The sequence below is a fragment of the Luteibacter sp. genome, from assembly GCF_036500425.1.
Classification (GTDB): domain Bacteria; phylum Pseudomonadota; class Gammaproteobacteria; order Xanthomonadales; family Rhodanobacteraceae; genus Luteibacter.
Window position 1 is genome coordinate 1 of record NZ_DASYCB010000016.1, and the last position, 16,160, is coordinate 16,160.

At 65.1% G+C, this 16,160-nt stretch carries 11 protein-coding genes; 6 read left to right on the forward strand and 5 right to left on the reverse strand.

The window, feature by feature from the left end; all coding sequences use genetic code 11:
• The first annotated feature begins 52 nt into the window (after positions 1-52).
• Both VGN46_RS03260 and VGN46_RS03265 read left to right on the forward strand, forming a co-directional pair.
• Entirely contained in the window at positions 53-1,147 is a 1,095-nt protein-coding gene (locus VGN46_RS03260; protein WP_331640745.1) for an OmpA family protein, read from the forward strand.
• Between the two features lie 402 nt (positions 1,148-1,549).
• Positions 1,550-1,681 (forward strand): hypothetical protein, encoded by a 132-nt coding sequence (locus tag VGN46_RS03265; protein ID WP_331640580.1) that lies wholly within the window; start codon positions 1,550-1,552, stop codon positions 1,679-1,681.
• Between the two features lie 110 nt (positions 1,682-1,791).
• Here VGN46_RS03265 and VGN46_RS03270 read toward each other — a convergent pair whose 3' ends face one another.
• Positions 1,792-4,221, reverse strand: coding sequence for a TonB-dependent receptor (locus VGN46_RS03270; RefSeq protein ID WP_331640582.1), 2,430 nt, complete (start codon positions 4,219-4,221; stop codon positions 1,792-1,794).
• Positions 4,222-4,524: 303 nt separating this feature from the next.
• Between VGN46_RS03270 and VGN46_RS03275 the strand changes: the two genes are divergently transcribed.
• The 4 genes from VGN46_RS03275 (at position 4,525) to VGN46_RS03290 (ending at position 7,926) form a co-directional block, all read left to right on the forward strand.
• Entirely contained in the window at positions 4,525-4,986 is a 462-nt protein-coding gene (locus VGN46_RS03275) for a DUF3574 domain-containing protein (RefSeq protein ID WP_331640584.1), read from the forward strand.
• Positions 4,986-6,584 (forward strand): hypothetical protein, encoded by a 1,599-nt coding sequence (locus tag VGN46_RS03280; RefSeq protein WP_331640586.1) that lies wholly within the window; start codon positions 4,986-4,988, stop codon positions 6,582-6,584. The genes VGN46_RS03275 and VGN46_RS03280 overlap by 1 nt, the downstream gene beginning before the upstream one ends.
• 96 nt (positions 6,585-6,680) lie before the next feature.
• Positions 6,681-7,259, forward strand: a complete 579-nt coding sequence (gloA, locus tag VGN46_RS03285) for a lactoylglutathione lyase (protein ID WP_331640588.1) — start codon at positions 6,681-6,683, stop codon at positions 7,257-7,259.
• Positions 7,260-7,272: 13 nt separating this feature from the next.
• A complete protein-coding gene (locus tag VGN46_RS03290) occupies positions 7,273-7,926 on the forward strand; it encodes a rhomboid family intramembrane serine protease (RefSeq protein ID WP_331640590.1) in 654 nt (217 codons plus the stop codon).
• A 6-nt stretch (positions 7,927-7,932) separates the two neighbouring features.
• Here VGN46_RS03290 and rapA read toward each other — a convergent pair whose 3' ends face one another.
• From rapA to VGN46_RS03310, 4 genes are all read right to left on the reverse strand, one after another.
• The gene (gene rapA / locus VGN46_RS03295) at positions 7,933-10,764 is read right to left on the reverse strand and encodes an RNA polymerase-associated protein RapA (protein WP_331640592.1); all 2,832 of its coding nucleotides are present in this window, start codon (positions 10,762-10,764) and stop codon (positions 7,933-7,935) included.
• A gap of 100 nt (positions 10,765-10,864) precedes the next feature.
• On the reverse strand, positions 10,865-11,545 hold the full coding sequence (locus tag VGN46_RS03300) for a Fe2+-dependent dioxygenase (RefSeq protein WP_331640595.1): 681 nt from the start codon (positions 11,543-11,545) through the stop codon (positions 10,865-10,867).
• Positions 11,546-11,566: 21 nt separating this feature from the next.
• Positions 11,567-13,867: a catecholate siderophore receptor Fiu gene (locus tag VGN46_RS03305; protein ID WP_331640597.1), complete on the reverse strand. Its 2,301-nt coding sequence runs from the start codon at positions 13,865-13,867 to the stop codon at positions 11,567-11,569.
• Positions 13,868-14,134: 267 nt separating this feature from the next.
• Positions 14,135-15,346: a YcaO-like family protein gene (locus VGN46_RS03310; RefSeq protein WP_331640599.1), complete on the reverse strand. Its 1,212-nt coding sequence runs from the start codon at positions 15,344-15,346 to the stop codon at positions 14,135-14,137.
• Positions 15,347-16,160: the final 814 nt, after the last annotated feature.

Genomic DNA, 16,160 nt, shown 5'->3' on the forward strand with positions numbered 1-16,160 from the left:
TTTCCGTCTGGGGTGGAGCGCGGACGCGAATACCAATAATGAGGAGACACCGATGAAACGTAAGGGCTTGTTTTTGCTGATCGGCTTGGCCCTGGGCGGCGTGGGTGCCGTTCACGCGCAGGAATCCGCTGACGCGGGTAATGGCTATGACGGCCGCTGGTACATCGCCCCGACGGTTGGCGGTTACTACAACGACACCGACCGCAACACCAACAGCCGCCAGGTTTACTACGGCCTCGGCGTCGGCAAGTTCATCTCCAGCAACGCGTCGATCGACATCTTTGCTGATCGCACCAAGCGCGATAACGATGGCACCGGCCACTGGTCGAACAACAGCTACGGCGTTGCCGCTCGCTTCTACGCGGGTGCGTGGGACAGCTGGCGTCCGTACCTGCTCGCTGGCGTGATGGGTTCGTACCACCACAACCCGTCCGACAACGGCTGGTCGCCGGCTGCTGAACTGGGTGTTGGCGTGTCCAAGACCATCACCGACAGCTCGGACTTCCGCGTTGAAGCCGGTTACCGCTATGACTTCGACGACAAGTCGCAGGACAGCGAGAATGGCTACGGCGACTGGTTCCTCGGCTTCTCGATCGTTTCGCGCTTCGGCGAGCCGCCGGCTGCTCCGGCCCCGGCCGCTGCTCCGGCCCCGGCTGCTCCGGATTGCTCCACCCTCGACAGCGATGGCGACGGTGTGAACGATTGCGACGACAAGTGCCCGGCCACCCCGGCTGGCACCATCGTTGGTCCGGATGGTTGCCCGCAGAAGGTCGTCATCGACCTGCGCGGCGTCAACTTCAAGTTCGATCGTCCGAAGAAGGGCGAGACGAACATTGGCCCGACCCTGCAGGAGCCGACCAGCGAGTCGCTGGGCGTCCTCGACCAGGCTGTCGACACCCTGCAGCGTTACCCGCAGGTCAAGGTCACTGTTGCTGGTTACACGGATAGCGTCGGTAAGGATGCGTACAACCAGTCGCTGTCCGAGCGTCGCGCCAAGATCGTGTTCGATTACCTGACCTCGCACGGCATCGGTGCCGATCGCCTGGAAGGCCCGATCGGCCACGGCGAGAGCAACCCGATCGACACGAACGACACGGCCGAAGGCCGTTCGCGTAACCGTCGTACGGAACTGCAGGTCCAGCAGTAATATCTGGACAAGCAGCGTTCCTGATCGGTAGCAACACAAAAGAGCCCGGCGAAAGCCGGGCTTTTTTTTTATTCTTCGCGTGCTTCTGGAGTTGCCGGCTGCCTCGCGCCTCGTGATCGGTTCATTCGCTGGCGCGAATGCATGTCTTCATCGGGTGGGCTCGCCTTCGGCATCGCGTTGGCGCTCGGACGTGGTTGCCGCATGGCAGGCGGCGTTTCTGGCGGTGTACGGACATCCTCCGCGGACAGGCGATCGTCCGCGGACAGCGGATGTTGCTGAAGGCGATCGTCGAGAAATGGCTTGGCAGCGCGGTTTGCGCGGTGAATCAATGGTTGGCACGGCCGATGCAACCGTTATCGCAAAGGGCACCCACGCCCACTTGCCACCTCACGGAGACCGACCATGAAGACCGAAACCCTTGTGCTGAAGACCTTCTTCCTCGCCGCCGTCCTGACCTGCGTGCTGACCATGGGCGCGATGATCACCACGACCGCGTCGCACACCCCGGTCAATACGATCGCCGCCGCGCAGTAAGCCCGCAGCCGGCGTCACCGCGTCGTTGGCGATCGCGCGCAAGCGCGCTCCTACAAGGAGCACCATCCAGGTCACCGCAGATCTCGTGTAGGAGCGCGCTTGCGCGCGATTCACCATGCGTAGCGCAGGCGACCGTACCAATACGCGCCGTTCGTGCCGATGGGTGAGATCACGTCGTAGGGGAAGTTGCCGGCGTAGGCGATGTCCGGGATGGAGCGGTTGGGGTATTGGTCGGTGATGTTCTGGCCGCCGAGTGCCAGCGACAGCCGATCCGTGGCATGCCACTCGGCCTCGGCATCGATCTGCCAGCGCGCGCCATACGTCTGCTTCGGAACGAACCCATCGCCGAAATCGAACACACGCGTCGTCGATCCCTGCCGCGTCGCGCGGCCCAGCAGCGACCAGCGCGAGCTATCCCAGTGCGCGGTAAACGAACCACGTTGGCGAGGCGCCGCATCGGTCAGCGTATTCCGCTCCTCCACGCCGAACAAAACGGCATCCGCACCCAGTTCGGCGAGCGCGGCAGGGGTGTCGCGCACCTTGCGGATCGATGTGCGGTTGTAGCTGTACGTCGCGGTCAGGATCAGGTTGCCGCCGTACAACGGTTGCCGGTAGTTAGTGACCAGCTCTGCACCACGCGTGCGTGTATCCACCGCGTTGGTGAAGAAGGCGATGCTCTGCACGCCCTGTACGCCGAAACGAGCGGCGATCAGGTCCTCCAGGCCGTCGGGCGCGATCGTTTCCGATAACGTGACGCGGTGGTCGACGTCGATGCGGTAAATATCCAGGGACGCATCGAAGCGATCGCCGGCGCGTGCGGTAAGGCCGAGGCTGAAGTTGCGCGACTTCTCCGGCTTCAGGTCAGTGGCGCCGAGCCCACGTGCGATGGGGTTATTCACCGACAATACGCGGCCCTGGACCAGTTCGCCGTTGGCGCCGTACCCGGTCGACGTGGACTCGAACCCGATCTGGCTGAGCGAAGGCGCGCGCAGGTTATTGGAGACCGCGCCGCGTAATGCGATCGCATCGTTGAACGCATAACGGCCGCTGAGCTTGCCGGTCCACGCGCCGCCGAAGTCGTTGTAGTGCTCGTAGCGTGCGGCGGCGTCCGCGAAGAAGCGCTCGGTCACGTCACCCGAGAAGTCGATGTAGGTGGCGGCGACGTTGCGATGCAGGTCGGCGGTATCCTGCGGGGTCAGCCCACCACCAGCCTGCGCGCCAGTCGGCGCGCCCAGGAGGGGGCCCACCGCATACGACGCGGGATCGCCCGCGAAGGTCTGGAACCCTTCGTGGCGGAATTCGGCACCCGTCGCCAGGGTGAAGAGCTGGGTGCCGATGCCTACCGTTCGCGTGAGGTCGAGGTTAGCCGTGCCTTGCGAGTTTTCATATTTGCCGACATCGAAATGCGTGGGGCTGTCATCGCCCAGCGAGACGTTCACCGAATCGCGCAAGTCGTAGTCGAACGTGTTGCGGCCCCAGGTGAGGCTCGCATCGATATCCCATTCCCCCGCGCGGCCGCGCGCGCCCGCGGTGAGGTTCACATCGGTGTTGTAGCCGAGCGATTCGGGACGGTAGCCATCAGGATAGATCGACGGCACGTTGGCATCGCTGTCGGGGTAGCGGAAGTAGTTGTCGCCCACGGTGCGCCGCTTCGTATAGGTACCGAATGCATAGGCACGCACGACATCGCCAAGCCCCAGTTCGCCGTTAAACCAGCCGCTGTAGTTTTCATTGCGCGGATCGCCCGCAGCGTAGTTGCGCTTGCCTTGCAGGGCCAGATTGGCCGGCGATTGGTTTTCCCATGGCGGGATCTGGTCGTTGCCCGCGCGGTTGGTAGGCTCGCGGTTGTTCCCTTCGATGCCTGCGCGAAGGAAGCCGTCGCTACCGAGTGTCGTGCCGGCCTTTGCGCTGACATAGCCACTCTGTCCATCGGTGATCTCGCGATTCCCCGGGCGGAAGTTCGTGTGATACGCGCCATAGGTCGTATCGACTTCGCCGCCTTCCGGTGCATCGTCAAGGATGATGTTCACCACGCCAGCGATGGCATCGGAGCCGTACTGAGCGCCGGCGCCGTCACGTAGCACTTCGATGCGTTTGATCGCGCTGATCGGGATCGCGTTGAAGTCGGCGGGCGTCGTCCCGCGGCCGATCTTGGTGTCCGTGTTGACCAGGGCCGAGGTATGGAAGCGCTTGCCGTTCACCAGCACCAACACCTGGTCCGGACTCATCCCGCGCAGCTGTGCGGCGCGGACATGGTCGGAGCCGCCCGAGTTGGACTGCCGGGGAAAGTTGAACGAAGGCAGCAAGGTCGCCAGCGCCTGGCCCAGCTCCCCGTTGACCGCGCCGGCGGAGCGCAGGTCTTCGGGGGTCAGCACGTCGATCGGGACCGGCGAATCCAGCACCGTCCGGTCGCGGGCGTGGGTGCCGGTGACGATGACCTGGTCGAGCGTGGTGGTGGCGGGCTTGTCGGTCTGCTGGGCCTGGGCGGCCGTGGCGGCCATGGCGAGCGCGATGGTGAAGGCGAGGCGGGAACGGCGCATGGAGGATCCTGGCAATGACGCGCGCGAAGACTCCCGCCGGGCGGGCAGGGGAGCGCGGGAAGCGAATAGGGAACAGCGGGTCGCTAAGGGCGGGGCATGCAACCGAGGCAACATCGCCCGCCAGCCGCGAAGCGGCCCGGCATGGCATGCTGCATGGAAGAGGTGCGTGTCATGGAAGGCCCTGGTGCCGCCGCAGGAATGTGCGGGGAGTGCGACATTTGTTGCACCGCAGTGTACGCTGTGTCAATAGGACGGACGTCTGGCCGTATGGACGTCCATAAATAAGAACAGGTCGGGGGCTCCATGAAATTCATCGCAGGCATCGCTTTAGCTGTTTCACTCCTGCTGGCGGGCTGCGCGACGCCCCCCGCGCACGGGCCTGCGAATGCCCCGGCCTCCGCGACCCTGGCGGGCGATGCGGCCCACCCTGGCAGCACCGCAGGCTGGGTCCGCACGGAGCTGTACTTCGGCCTGGGCGTCGAGGGCACCCAGGGCGGCGTGGACGAGGCCGGCTGGCGCGCGTTCCTCGACCGCGAGGTGACCGCGCGCTTCCCGGACGGCCTCTCGGTCGTGGACGTCTACGGCCAGTGGCAGGGTAAGGGCCAGGCCCAGCCAGAACGGCTTCGTTCGAAGTTGCTGCTGTTGCTTTACCCGGATACGCCGGCCCATCGCACCGACGTCGAAGCGATCCGCGCCGCCTGGAAGGCGAAAACGGGTGACCAGTCGGTCTTGCGCGTCACCCAGCCCGCGGACGTGTCGTTCTGATGGCTGCGCATAGCATGGCATCCCGTCGTCGCGCCTTCGGTGGCGGTGACCTCAACGGTGTCCTGGGTCTTGTCGTCGACAACCTGTCGATCCTGGCCTTCCTCGCCACGGCGCTGATCGGCATCTTCGGGATGCCCGCCGATATCGTCTACCGGCGCATGTTCCCCGGCACCGCCCTGGGCGTGTTGCTGGGCAACCTGGCTTATACGTGGATGGCCCGACGGCTGGCCACGAAGACGGGCAGGGCGGATGTTACCGCCATGCCGCTAGGTCTCGACGCGCCCACCAGCATCGCCATGGCCCTGCTCGTCCTCGGGCCGGCGTTTGCGGGCTACAAGGCAGCCGGCATGGACCCGGTCGCGGCAGGTGAAGCGACCTGGCGGCTTGGCATGGCGTCACTCGTCGTCATGGGCGTGCTTAAGTTCGTGCTCTCGTTCTTTGGTGCCTGGGTGCAGCGTTCCGTGCCGCGCGCCGGCCTGCTCGGTTCCATCGCGGGCATCGCCCTCGTCCTCATGGGCTTCCTCCCACTGGTCGAGATCATGCGCGTCCCGGTGGTTGGCTTTGCCGGCCTCGGCATCGTGCTGTACGCCCTGGTCGCGAAGCGTCGGCTGCCGTTCGGTACACCTGGCGTCCTTGCCGCCGGTATCGTCGCCGTGGCGCTCTATTACGGCCTGGGGCCGCTCGGCCTGCTGGGGACGGGCTATCACGCCCCCGCCGCGTGGGAATGGCGCCTGGGCTTCCCCTGGCCGTCGCTGGGTTTCCTTGCAGGCCTGCCGGCCACCGTGCCTTACCTTCCGCTGATCCTGCCGTTCGGCTTGCTGATGGTGGTCGGCGGCATCAACGTCACCGAAAGTGCCCGCGCAGCGGGCGATGACTATGCCACCCGCGATATCTTGCTGGTCGAAGCGCTCGCGACCCTGGTCGCCGGTGTCTGCGGCGGTGTGGCACAGACCACACCGTATATCGGTCAACCCGCTTACAAGGCGATGGGCGCGCGTACGGGTTACACGTTGGTGACCGGCCTGATCATCGGCCTGGGTGGCGTGTTCGGTTACCTGTCCAACCTGGTGGAATTACTGCCCGTCGCAGTGCTCGCACCGATCCTGGTGTTCGTCGCCATCGGCATCACCGTGCAGGCCTTCGAAGCCGTACCGCTGCGCTATGCGGCGGCGGTGGTCTTCAGTTTTTTTCCTGCGATCGCACGCATGCTCGCGATCAAGCTCGGTGACCCTTCCATCGTCGATCCGGCGCATTTCGGCGCGCTGTATGCCGATGGCAGCCATGGCGTATCCGAACTGGCGGTGATCGTCATCCTTGGCAATGGCTTCATCATCACGTCGATGGTGTGGGCCAGCTTCGTCGTGGCGATGATCGATGGGCATGTGCGCAAGGCGGCTGGCATCGTGGCACTGGGTGGTGTCCTCACCGCCTTTGGTGTGATTCATTCGGTGCAGCCTATCGGCGCGGTTTACCTGCCGTGGCTACTCGATCCGGCATCGCGCGTACTCGTATGGCAATTCGTGGGTGCCTACGGCGCGCTTGCCGTCGTGCTGTTGCTCCTGGGTTTTCGTGAAGGCGGCGCCCGCGCGGCTGTGTAGGCCTTTGCTTCTTTTGTGTAGTCCTCGTTCGTCGCACTTGCAACGCAAAGGCGTGGCCGCCACCCTTGGACCTTGTTTCCACGAGGCCCCCTCCCCATGCCCCTTTCTGACCTTCTCGCGATGCCGGGCGTCACCGCTTCGCCGGATATTCCCACCCGGCGCTATGTGTTCAACCACACGATGATCCGCGTGCGTGATCTCGAGGTGTCGCTGGATTTCTACACGCGCGTACTCGGCTTCACGCCGGTCTACAGGCACGTATTCGACGAAGCGGCGTTCACCATCGTCTACCTGGTGCTCGTCAGCGATGTCGAGACGATCCCGAAAGATGATGAAACCCGCAAACGCTGGGTACTTAGCCAGCCGGGCGTGCTGGAGCTCACCCACAACCATGGTACGGAGAAGGAAGAAAAGACCCCGTACCACAACGGCAATAGCGAGCCGCGCGGTTTCGGTCACCTCTGCGTGAGCGTGCCCGATGTGAAAGCCGCCTGCGCACGCTTCGAGGCTTTGGAGGTGCCGTTCCAGAAGCGCCTGGCCGATGGCCGCATGAGCCACATTGCGTTTATCCGCGATCCCGACGAATACTGGATCGAGATCCTGCAGCCGACACCGCTGCCGGCACCGCGCCCGGAGCCCTTGCCGGAAGTCGTGCCGACGCCACCCGCTACCTGAACCCGGAACCTCCATGTCCCCGCGATTGCCACCGGTCACGCGCAACCTGCTCATCGCCAATATCGTGCTCTTCGTCTTGCAGCAGCTGCTCGACGACGATTCCACGCTGGCCATCACGCGTTGGCTCGCGCTGTGGCCGTTTGGCCACGATATCGCGGTGAACCTGGGCGGCGATAACGTCGTCGGCCTGGGGTTCAGGCCCTGGCAACTGGTGTCCTACGCGTTCCTGCATGGCGGCGTCATGCATATCGTGCTGAACATGTACGCGTTGTATATGTTTGGCGGCTTGCTGGAGCGTGTGATGGGCGCGCGGCGCTTCACCATCTATTACTTCGCGTGCCTGGTGGCCGCGGGCATCGCGCAGCTGGCGGTGCTTTATTTCTTCCAACCGGATGCGATGTACCCGACCGTGGGTGCGTCGGGTGCCATCTTTGGCCTGCTCGCCGCCTTCGCCGTGTTGTTCCCGCGGGAGAAGCTGATGCTTATCCCGATCCCGGTGGGCATTCCCGCATGGCTCTTCGTCACCCTTTACGGTGCCGCCGAACTGATCTTCGGCGTCACCGGCACCTTGTCGGGCGTGGCGCATTTCGCGCACCTGGGTGGCCTGGTCGCCGGCTTGGCGTTGCTCTGGGCGTGGGGCGTACGGCCGCCACGCCTTCGCGGTTGATCATCCTCAGCGCAGCGCGAGGAAGTCCGGGCTCACGACAAAACGCACCGCATCCAGGCGCAGACGCGCGTCGGGTAATGCGCTAAGCAGGGCGCTGCGTTCGGCAGCGACGGCCTGGATCTCGGCTTCGGTGATCGAGGGGTTCACCTGGCGCAAAGCCAGCAAGCGGCTGAACTCCGCGTCGAGTTCGGCCTTCGCCACTTCCGAGGCTTCGATCTTCAGCACTTCCGCACGGCCTTCGGCCAGGTCCTTCGCGTGTTCGAGCATGGGCGGAACCAGCTTCGAAAGGAACTTGCGGTAGCGGGCCACGTCGATATTGCGATCGGCGGCGCGGCGTAACGCCACGTCGCTGGGTCGGAAGTTGGGCCGTTCGGTGAGCTTGGTATCCACCGCAATCATCAGCGGCGTCGTCGGCAGGAAACGGCCGGCATCGAGCTGGCGATCAGCCACCACTTCCAACACGAACACGGACTGGAGCAGGGCGGTGCGCACCGGCAGGTTATCGTCGACCAGGAACGCCGCGTTACCGGTTTCGGCCGAGACGAGCAGATCGACCGCCGCCAGCACCATCGGGTGATCCAGGCGCAGCAGCGGCAGGTCTTCGCGCGCCAGTGCCGTTTCGCGCGAGAACGTCACGGAGAGCGGACCATCGGCGAAGCCGGGCAGGCCGTCGGTGGACAGGTATTGCGGATCGAGCAGGGTGATGTCCTTGGCCAGCTCTTCGGCGTGCACGCCGTACATCTCGAACAGTCGCTGGATGAAGGCATCGCGCGAGGGATCGTGGTCGTCGCGCGCGAAGCTGCCGCCGAGGTCGTCCGCGTGCGGGTCGCGGCTCGCGGCCAGTTCAAGCAGGTGGTCGCGGCCGGCGTGGATCAATGCGGAAAGTTCTTCGTGCGCGCCGCGGGTCTCGGCGATCAGCGCATCCAGTTCCTGGTCGCGGTTGTCGTCTTCGCGCGCGTGCTCGTCCGCAAGGCTGGCCAGCAGCGTGCCGAAGCGACGTAGCAGTTCACGGCCATCGGCGGGGCTGGTGCGGAAGGCATCGAGACCCTCGTCGTACCAACGGGCGAGGATGTGCTGCGCGCTCTCGGAGACGACCGGCACGTGGATGACGATGTCGTGTTTCTGGCCGATGCGGTCGAGACGGCCGATGCGCTGTTCGAGCAGATCCGGATCGAGCGGTAAATCCCACATGACCAGGCGGTGGGCGAACTGGAAATTACGGCCTTCGGAGCCGATTTCCGAACAGATGAGCAGGCGCGCGCCATCCGGCTGGGCGAAGAACGCGGCGTTGCGATCGCGCTGCACGATGCCGAGGCCTTCGTGGAAGCGGGCGACACCTACGCCACTGCGCGTGCGCAGGGCATCTTCGATCGCCATGACCTTGCCCTGGCTGCGGCAAAGCAGAAGGAACTTGTCGGCCGGATGGGCATCGAGCAGGCCGATCAGCTCGGTGATGCGCGGGTCGTCGGAGTAGTCGAACTCCAGCGGCGCGGGTGGCTGCTGGATATCGGAACGGAATTCAGCGAGCAAGGCTTCGCGGCGTCCCGGTGCAAGCGTGCCCGGATCGATTTCGAGCAGCTCCGGCAGGCGCTGCGGGAAACCACCGATGCCTGCACGGCGGTTGCGGAACATCGCACGGCCGGTGCCGTGGCGATCGATGAGCGCGGCGAGCAACGCGGCACTGCCGTTCGGACGATCAAGCAGGGCGGCCATCTCGCGATCGCCCTTGAAGCGCTCGGTGATCAGGCTGCGCTGCTCGGCACTGAGTGGTGTGCCAGCGGCCAGCGTGCTGGCCAGCTCGGAGAGCGGCGCGAGGTTGGCCGATTCGGCGAGGTAGGCGTCGAGGTCGCTGTAGCGCTGCGGATCGAGCAGGCGCAGGCGGGCGAAGTGGCCCGCGCGACCCAACTGCTCCGGCGTGGCGGTGAGCAGGATCACGCCCGGCGTGGCAACGGCGAGTTCTTCAACCAGGCGGTAACGCGGGCTAGCGCTCTCCGGCGTCCACTCGAGGTGGTGCGCCTCATCGACCACGATCAGGTCCCAACCGGCCTCGGCCAGCTGTGCGGCGCGCTTCGGTGCGCCTTCCAGGAAAGCGAAGTCGGCGATGACGAGCTGTTCGTCCTCAAACGGATTGCGCCCGTCGTTGCCCTGCTCGATGGCCTCGCAGCGCTCTTCGTCAAAGATGGAGAAGGACAGGTTGAAACGGCGCAGCAGCTCCACGAACCACTGGTAGACCAGGGTTTCGGGCAACAGCACCAGCACGCGTTCGGCGCGGCCGGCGGCCAACTGGCGAGCCAGGATCATGCCGGCTTCGATGGTCTTGCCCAGACCGACTTCATCGGCCAGGAGGACCCGTGGGGGGCGGCGGGCGGCAGCGATACCGGCGACGCGCAACTGGTGCGGGACCAGGCCAATGCGGGCGGATTCGAGGCCCCACGACGCCGCGCGGCGCGCTTCGGCGCGGCGGCGCAGGCCTTCGGCGCGCAGGTCGAACTTGTCGTTGGTATCGGTGCGGCCGCCGATCAGGCGATCATCGGCCTGGGACATGGCCTGCTCGTCGTCGAGCTGGCCTTCTTCCAGTTCACGCCCTTCGCCACGGTAGACGAGCAGGCCCTCACGGGTCTCCACGCGTTCGACCAGAAAGGCGATGCCTTTGCCGGAAACACGCTGGCCGGCGCGAAACTCGGCGCGAACCAGGGGGGCACTGTCCACCGCGTAGGGGCGCAGGACGCCTGCCTTGGCGAACAGGACCTGCACGCCGCGTCCTTCGACACGGAGGATGGTGCCGAGACCGAGCTCGGGTTCGGCGGTAGAGATCCAGCGTTGACCAGGTTCGAACATGCGTTGTGGGGGTACGACTTTGGGGGATGGACGATTATCCCGCCCCGGGGCCCACATGCCTACCTTTTCGTTAAGCCTGGGCAAAAACCAGGCCGACGCATCAGGTTTCGGCCCAGCGCCGCAACAGATTGTGGTAAACGCCCGTCAACTGCAGGATCGCCGCCTGGTCGGCGCCATCGGCGGTGAGTTTGCGGATCGCCGTATCCAGTTCGAGCAGCAGGCGCCGCGCGCTGTCATCGCGCACGAGGCTCTGCACCCAGAAGAACGAGGCGATGCGCGCCCCCCGGGTCACCGGCGTGACCCGATGCAGGCTGGATGAGGGGTACACCACCGCATCGCCGGCCGGCAACTTCACTTCATGCTCGCCGTAGAGGTCGCTGACGATCAGTTCCCCGCCGTCGTATTCGTCCGGATCAGCAAGGAACACCGTGCAGGAGATATCGCTGCGGACGTGCGTTTCACCACCATCGACCGACATGACCGCGCCATCGATGTGGAAACCGTACTCACCGCCACCTTCGTAACGGTTGAAGCGTGGCGAGAGGGTGCGCAACGGCAACGCCGCCGCGTGATAAAGCGGGTGGCGGCCCAGGGCCGCCACCACCTGGTCGCCGAGCGCCTTGCGCAACGGCGAGGCCTGCGGAAGCTGGAGGTTCCGCTTGACCCTGGCACCTTGCGGACCGACGGTTTCCTTGCCATCGGTCCACGTGGCACCGTCCATCTGCTTTCGCATCCCTGCAACCTCATCCGAGGTGAGCACGTCGGGAATGTGCAGAAGCATGATGGATGACCCTCGGGGCGATCAGAAGCGGAAGTTGGCGCTCAGCATGGCCGAACGCGGGGTACCCGGAGTGTAGCGGTAACCGCTCTTGTTGATCGCCGCCACATAGTTCTTGTCGAACAGGTTGTAGACGTTGAGCTGGACATCGAAGTTGCGATTGACCGGGTAGCTGGCCATCGCGTCGAACACCCAGTAGCTCTCGGTGTGGTCGGGCGTACCGATGGCGCCATCCGTGCCGCGCTTCATTTCACCGCTATAGCGCGCGCCGCCGCCAATCGTGAGGTCGAAGGGCAGGTGGTAGGTGGTCCATGCGGTGAACGCTTGCTTCGGGTTGTACGCAAGGTCGGAGCTGCCGTCCTGGGAGACGTTCGTGCCGGTTTCCACCTTGGCGTTCATGGTGGTGAAGCCTGCACTGACCGCCCAGTTCTCGGTGAACTTGCCCACCGCCGAGATCTCGATGCCGCTCACGCGCTTCTTGCCGATCTGGTAGTAGAGCAGGTCGGTCGGATCCTGCACCAGGTCGTTGGTGACGGTCGTGCGGTACAGCGCGGCGGTGAGCAGCAGCTTCTCGCCAAGCAGGTCCCACTTCGTGCCCACTTCGGCGGTCTTGGCCTTCTGCGGGTCGAAGTTGGGGTTGTCGGCGCTGTTCGCCGACGCGGAAAGCGTGAGCGTGTTGCCGCCCGGCGGCTCCTGCGACTGCGCGAAGTTCGCGTAGATGCTGCCGTTGGCGGCCGGCTTGTACAGGATGCCGAGCTTGTAGTTCTTCAGGTTATCGCTGGACTTCGCATCGACACCCGGAACAATGCTGCCGGCCGGGAGGCGACCGCAGGTGGGACCGTTGCGGGCGCCGCAGACGACGAGGCTGTTGAAGTCGGTCTTGTAGTGGTCGAGGCGCACGCCGGCGTTGACCTGCCACGACTCACCGAATTTTATGGTATCGAAGAAGTACGCGGCCGCGGTGTTGGTCTTGCCGTAGCTGCTGGCGCCGTTCTCGCCGTAGCGCAGGCCGCCCACATCGGAGAACGGTTTGTACAGATTCGCCACCGGCCAGGTGCTGCCGGTGAATGCGGCGATGCCGACGGTCTTGGCGACTTCCTGGCTGAGCTCGATGCCCGCGCTGATGTTCTGGGTTACCGCGCCGGATTCGATCGTCGCCGTGAGGTTGGTCTGGTTGGTCGCGATGCGGTTCGACTGGTGCTTGAACGTCGGCGTGCTGCGCGCAAGCGTCCAGGTCGAGGGATCCGCCGGATCCGGCGTCAGGATGTTCGCGCCGCTGGCGAGGAACGAGGTGAGCAGGTAATCCTGCTGCGTACGGCCCCAGCGCGTGGTGTTGTGCAGGCCGACCTTATCGTTGAAATCGTGCTCGACGATAATCGTGAACAGATCCTGCGTGTTGCGGTCGTGGTCCTGGTTCGTGCCGTAGAAGTTGTCGGTGTCGACCTTCGGCGCATTGCTGAGGAAGGCACGGTTGTCCGGCGAGGTGTAGCCTGGCAGGCCGATGGTGGGGATGCCGCCATCCGGCGTGTTGCGCTGCTTCACGTGCAGGTAATCGAGGTACACGCGGGTCGGCGTGCCCAGGCCGAAGGCCAGCGAGGGCGCGATGCCCCAGCGGTTCTGCTCGACCTGGTCACGACCGGCGACGCCGCTGTTCTGCTTCATGACGTTGAGGCGGAACGCGCCGGTATCGCCCATCTGCCGGTTGAGGTCGGCGGTGGCGCGCTCGCGCGAACCGCTACCGCCCTGCACGCTGCCGCTGACGCCATTGCCGAGCACCGGCTGCTTGCTGACCAGATTGACGGCACCGGTCGGTGCGGTACGGCCGTACTCGGTACCGTCCGGGCCCTTGGTGACTTCGACCTGTTCGATGTTGAACACGTCGCGGGACACCGTACCCAGATCGCGCACGCCATCGACGAAGATGCTGCCCGACGTATCGAAGCCACGCATGTAGATGGCGTCGCCGGTGTTGGTCGCGCCGTTCTCACCGACATAGAAGGTGCCCACGCCGGGGCTGTTGCGCAGTGCCTCGGTGAGCGTGGTCGCGCCCTGCTGCTGGATCAGCTCCTTGCCGATGACCTGGATGGTCTGGGTCGTGTCGAGCAGCGATTGCGTGAACTTGGGCGAGGACGCCTTATCGACGCGGTAGTCCGATGAGCGATCCGCATCGACCTGCATGCCGGGCAGGGCCTGGGCATCGTTCACCTTGGCCTGCTGCGGCGGCGCATCGGTGGCGGCGGCGCTGTGGGCGAGGGTGAGGAGTACGGCGGCACCGACGGTGCGCACGGCGGGGGCTGCGTGCTTGCGGCTCTTGATGTGGGCCATGGACTTTCCTTCGAGAGGCATTGGAAACGGTGGGGCTGCCGCAGGCACAGCTCACCGCACAGGCCGGGTGGCCTGTGGTCGTCGTGGCTGGGTGACCCTGGAAAACGCAGGCTGCGACGCCTACAGAACGCCTATCGTAAAGAGAATGAGAACGAGTTGCAATTACCTTGTAAGCGTCAGCTAGGTAGCAAGAACTTGCCGGACGCAGCGTCGCCGCATCCGCACACACGAAATCCAGACCGAGCCGCGCATGCCTTTGGCTGTGCTTCAGGCATGCCCATGCTGGCGCCCCCTGGCGAAGCCCGGCACGACGATGCCGCCGCGTGAGACCAGATAGTAACGATCGAACCCAGGCACCAGCACCTGGCACAGCGTGACGGTGTCGGGGCGGCTGTAGAGGACGTGTACCAGTGGACGGTAGCCTTCATCGGCCAGCGCGGTCATGCAGCGCTCGAGCTCATCTTTCACCGTGCCGGTTCGGCTGCGTCGGGGAATGCTGACACACTCGAGGCGGCGTCTTGCGAGCAAGGCCGGCAGGTCGGCGACGCAGCTGCGATGCAACTGGCGCCACGGTTGCAGCCGGCGCACTTCGCGCGCGAGGTCGTCGCGCACGTGCGGTACGTTGTCGGCTACGGTGTGCAGTTGGACGAGCTCGGTTAGTGCGCGCAACGCCGCATGGACTGCATCGGCCGAGGTGCCTGCGCCGTAGAGATGTTGTGGGCGGCCCGGCCTTGCGGCGAAGGCAAGGTAGGTGTGCGCAGCGGTGTGGTGGGAGATGTCGAGCAGGGTGATGCTGGCGCCCACCTCGGCCTCTGCCTCGGCCCAGTCGCGGCGAAGCACCGAGCCGATCCCACGGGCATCCAGCAGGCGTAAGGGGGCATCGGCGTCGTCATGGAATTGCTGGCGGAGGAAGCGCGAGACATCGTCACGCTCGATGCACTCGTTCACCGCATGCAGCGCCGCTTCGGCAAACGTGGCACCGATAGCGGTGCCGCTGTTGCTTGCGTAGCGGCTAAGCGATACGTAGTCGAAGGCATCGTCGGTACTGGGCGAATCCAGGTAGGTGGGGCGCGACAGGGCCAGGGGATAGGCTTTGCACGAGCCGTCAAGGAAGCCGGTATAGATGCGGCACGCCAGGTTGACGTCAGCCTGCTCGGCGAGCAGGGCGTCGATGGGGGCACCCATGCCGGTGGGGACATCCTGCGCGGGGAGCACGGCGTGGTCGAGCGAGCAGTCGTGGTGCAGGCTGAGGTAGTGTTCGCAGGCTTCGTATAAGGCGCCGGTCAGCGAGAACTCGCGCCGGCCCTTGCCGACGCCGGTGCATGGCAGCATGCCGGCATGGTCGTGTAGTTCGACGACGGTGGTGTGTAGCGCGGCGCCATGCTGTTGTACCCGCCAGTCGAGGCCGAGATGGGTGAGCTCGTTTTCGACGCGGCGACGGGCCTGCGCGAGGGGGAACTCGCGTTCGAATGGAATCATCGTGGTTTTTCCATGAAAAACGGGGCCCGCATGGGGCCCCGTTGGAGTTCACTCGTTGTCGAGCTCGGCGAGTTCGACGTTGCTGAGCTGTACGGCGGCAGCGGCGTCGAGGCCGTCGATGGCTTCGTCTTCCCGCAGGTGGTGGCAATAGCACATGTAAGAACCCATGGCACGACTCCTTGCTTTGAGTGGGGGATGTCGACGTCGATGTGCGCCGACGTGAGGCAGGTTATCGGGCCGGGCAGGGGGAGGCCGAGCGGCGGAATCCGCTTTGGCGTGTAGGGGTTTGGTGGGTTCGCTCTAGGGAAAAACCCTACAAAACGAATGTAGGAATTTCGGAGACGGTCTGCGTGTTCGATGTCGGCCGGACTTTGGTGTCGCGCTTTGTCGAATCGGTTCATTCGCTGGCGCGAATGCATGTGACCAGCGGCTGACGCCGCCTCGCGTTTATCGGGTGAGGAAGCTGCGGGAGGTCAGGCCCTTGGGGCCGCCAGCGGTGAGGTTCATGGGGGGAGAGCTCGCGACATGTAGCGCCCGCCTGTAGGAGCGCGCTTGCGCGCGATCAGCCCACGGAGCGGTGAGGCGGCGGGCCGTCTCGCTAGCGTAACCGTCGTTCGATCCGCCGCGGTTTGGTGGCGACGGCACCCGCCGGAATCGCCTCGCCGGGAAGGCTTTCATGTCTATGGAATGCTGAGCGCGCCTGGCGTTTGCGCGGGATACGGCATCGCCGCTTCGTCGGCTGATCGCGCGCAAGCGCGCTCCTACAACGGCCGGGGTTTCGGTGTGCCGGCTTGTGCGGCACGAAACGGAGTGC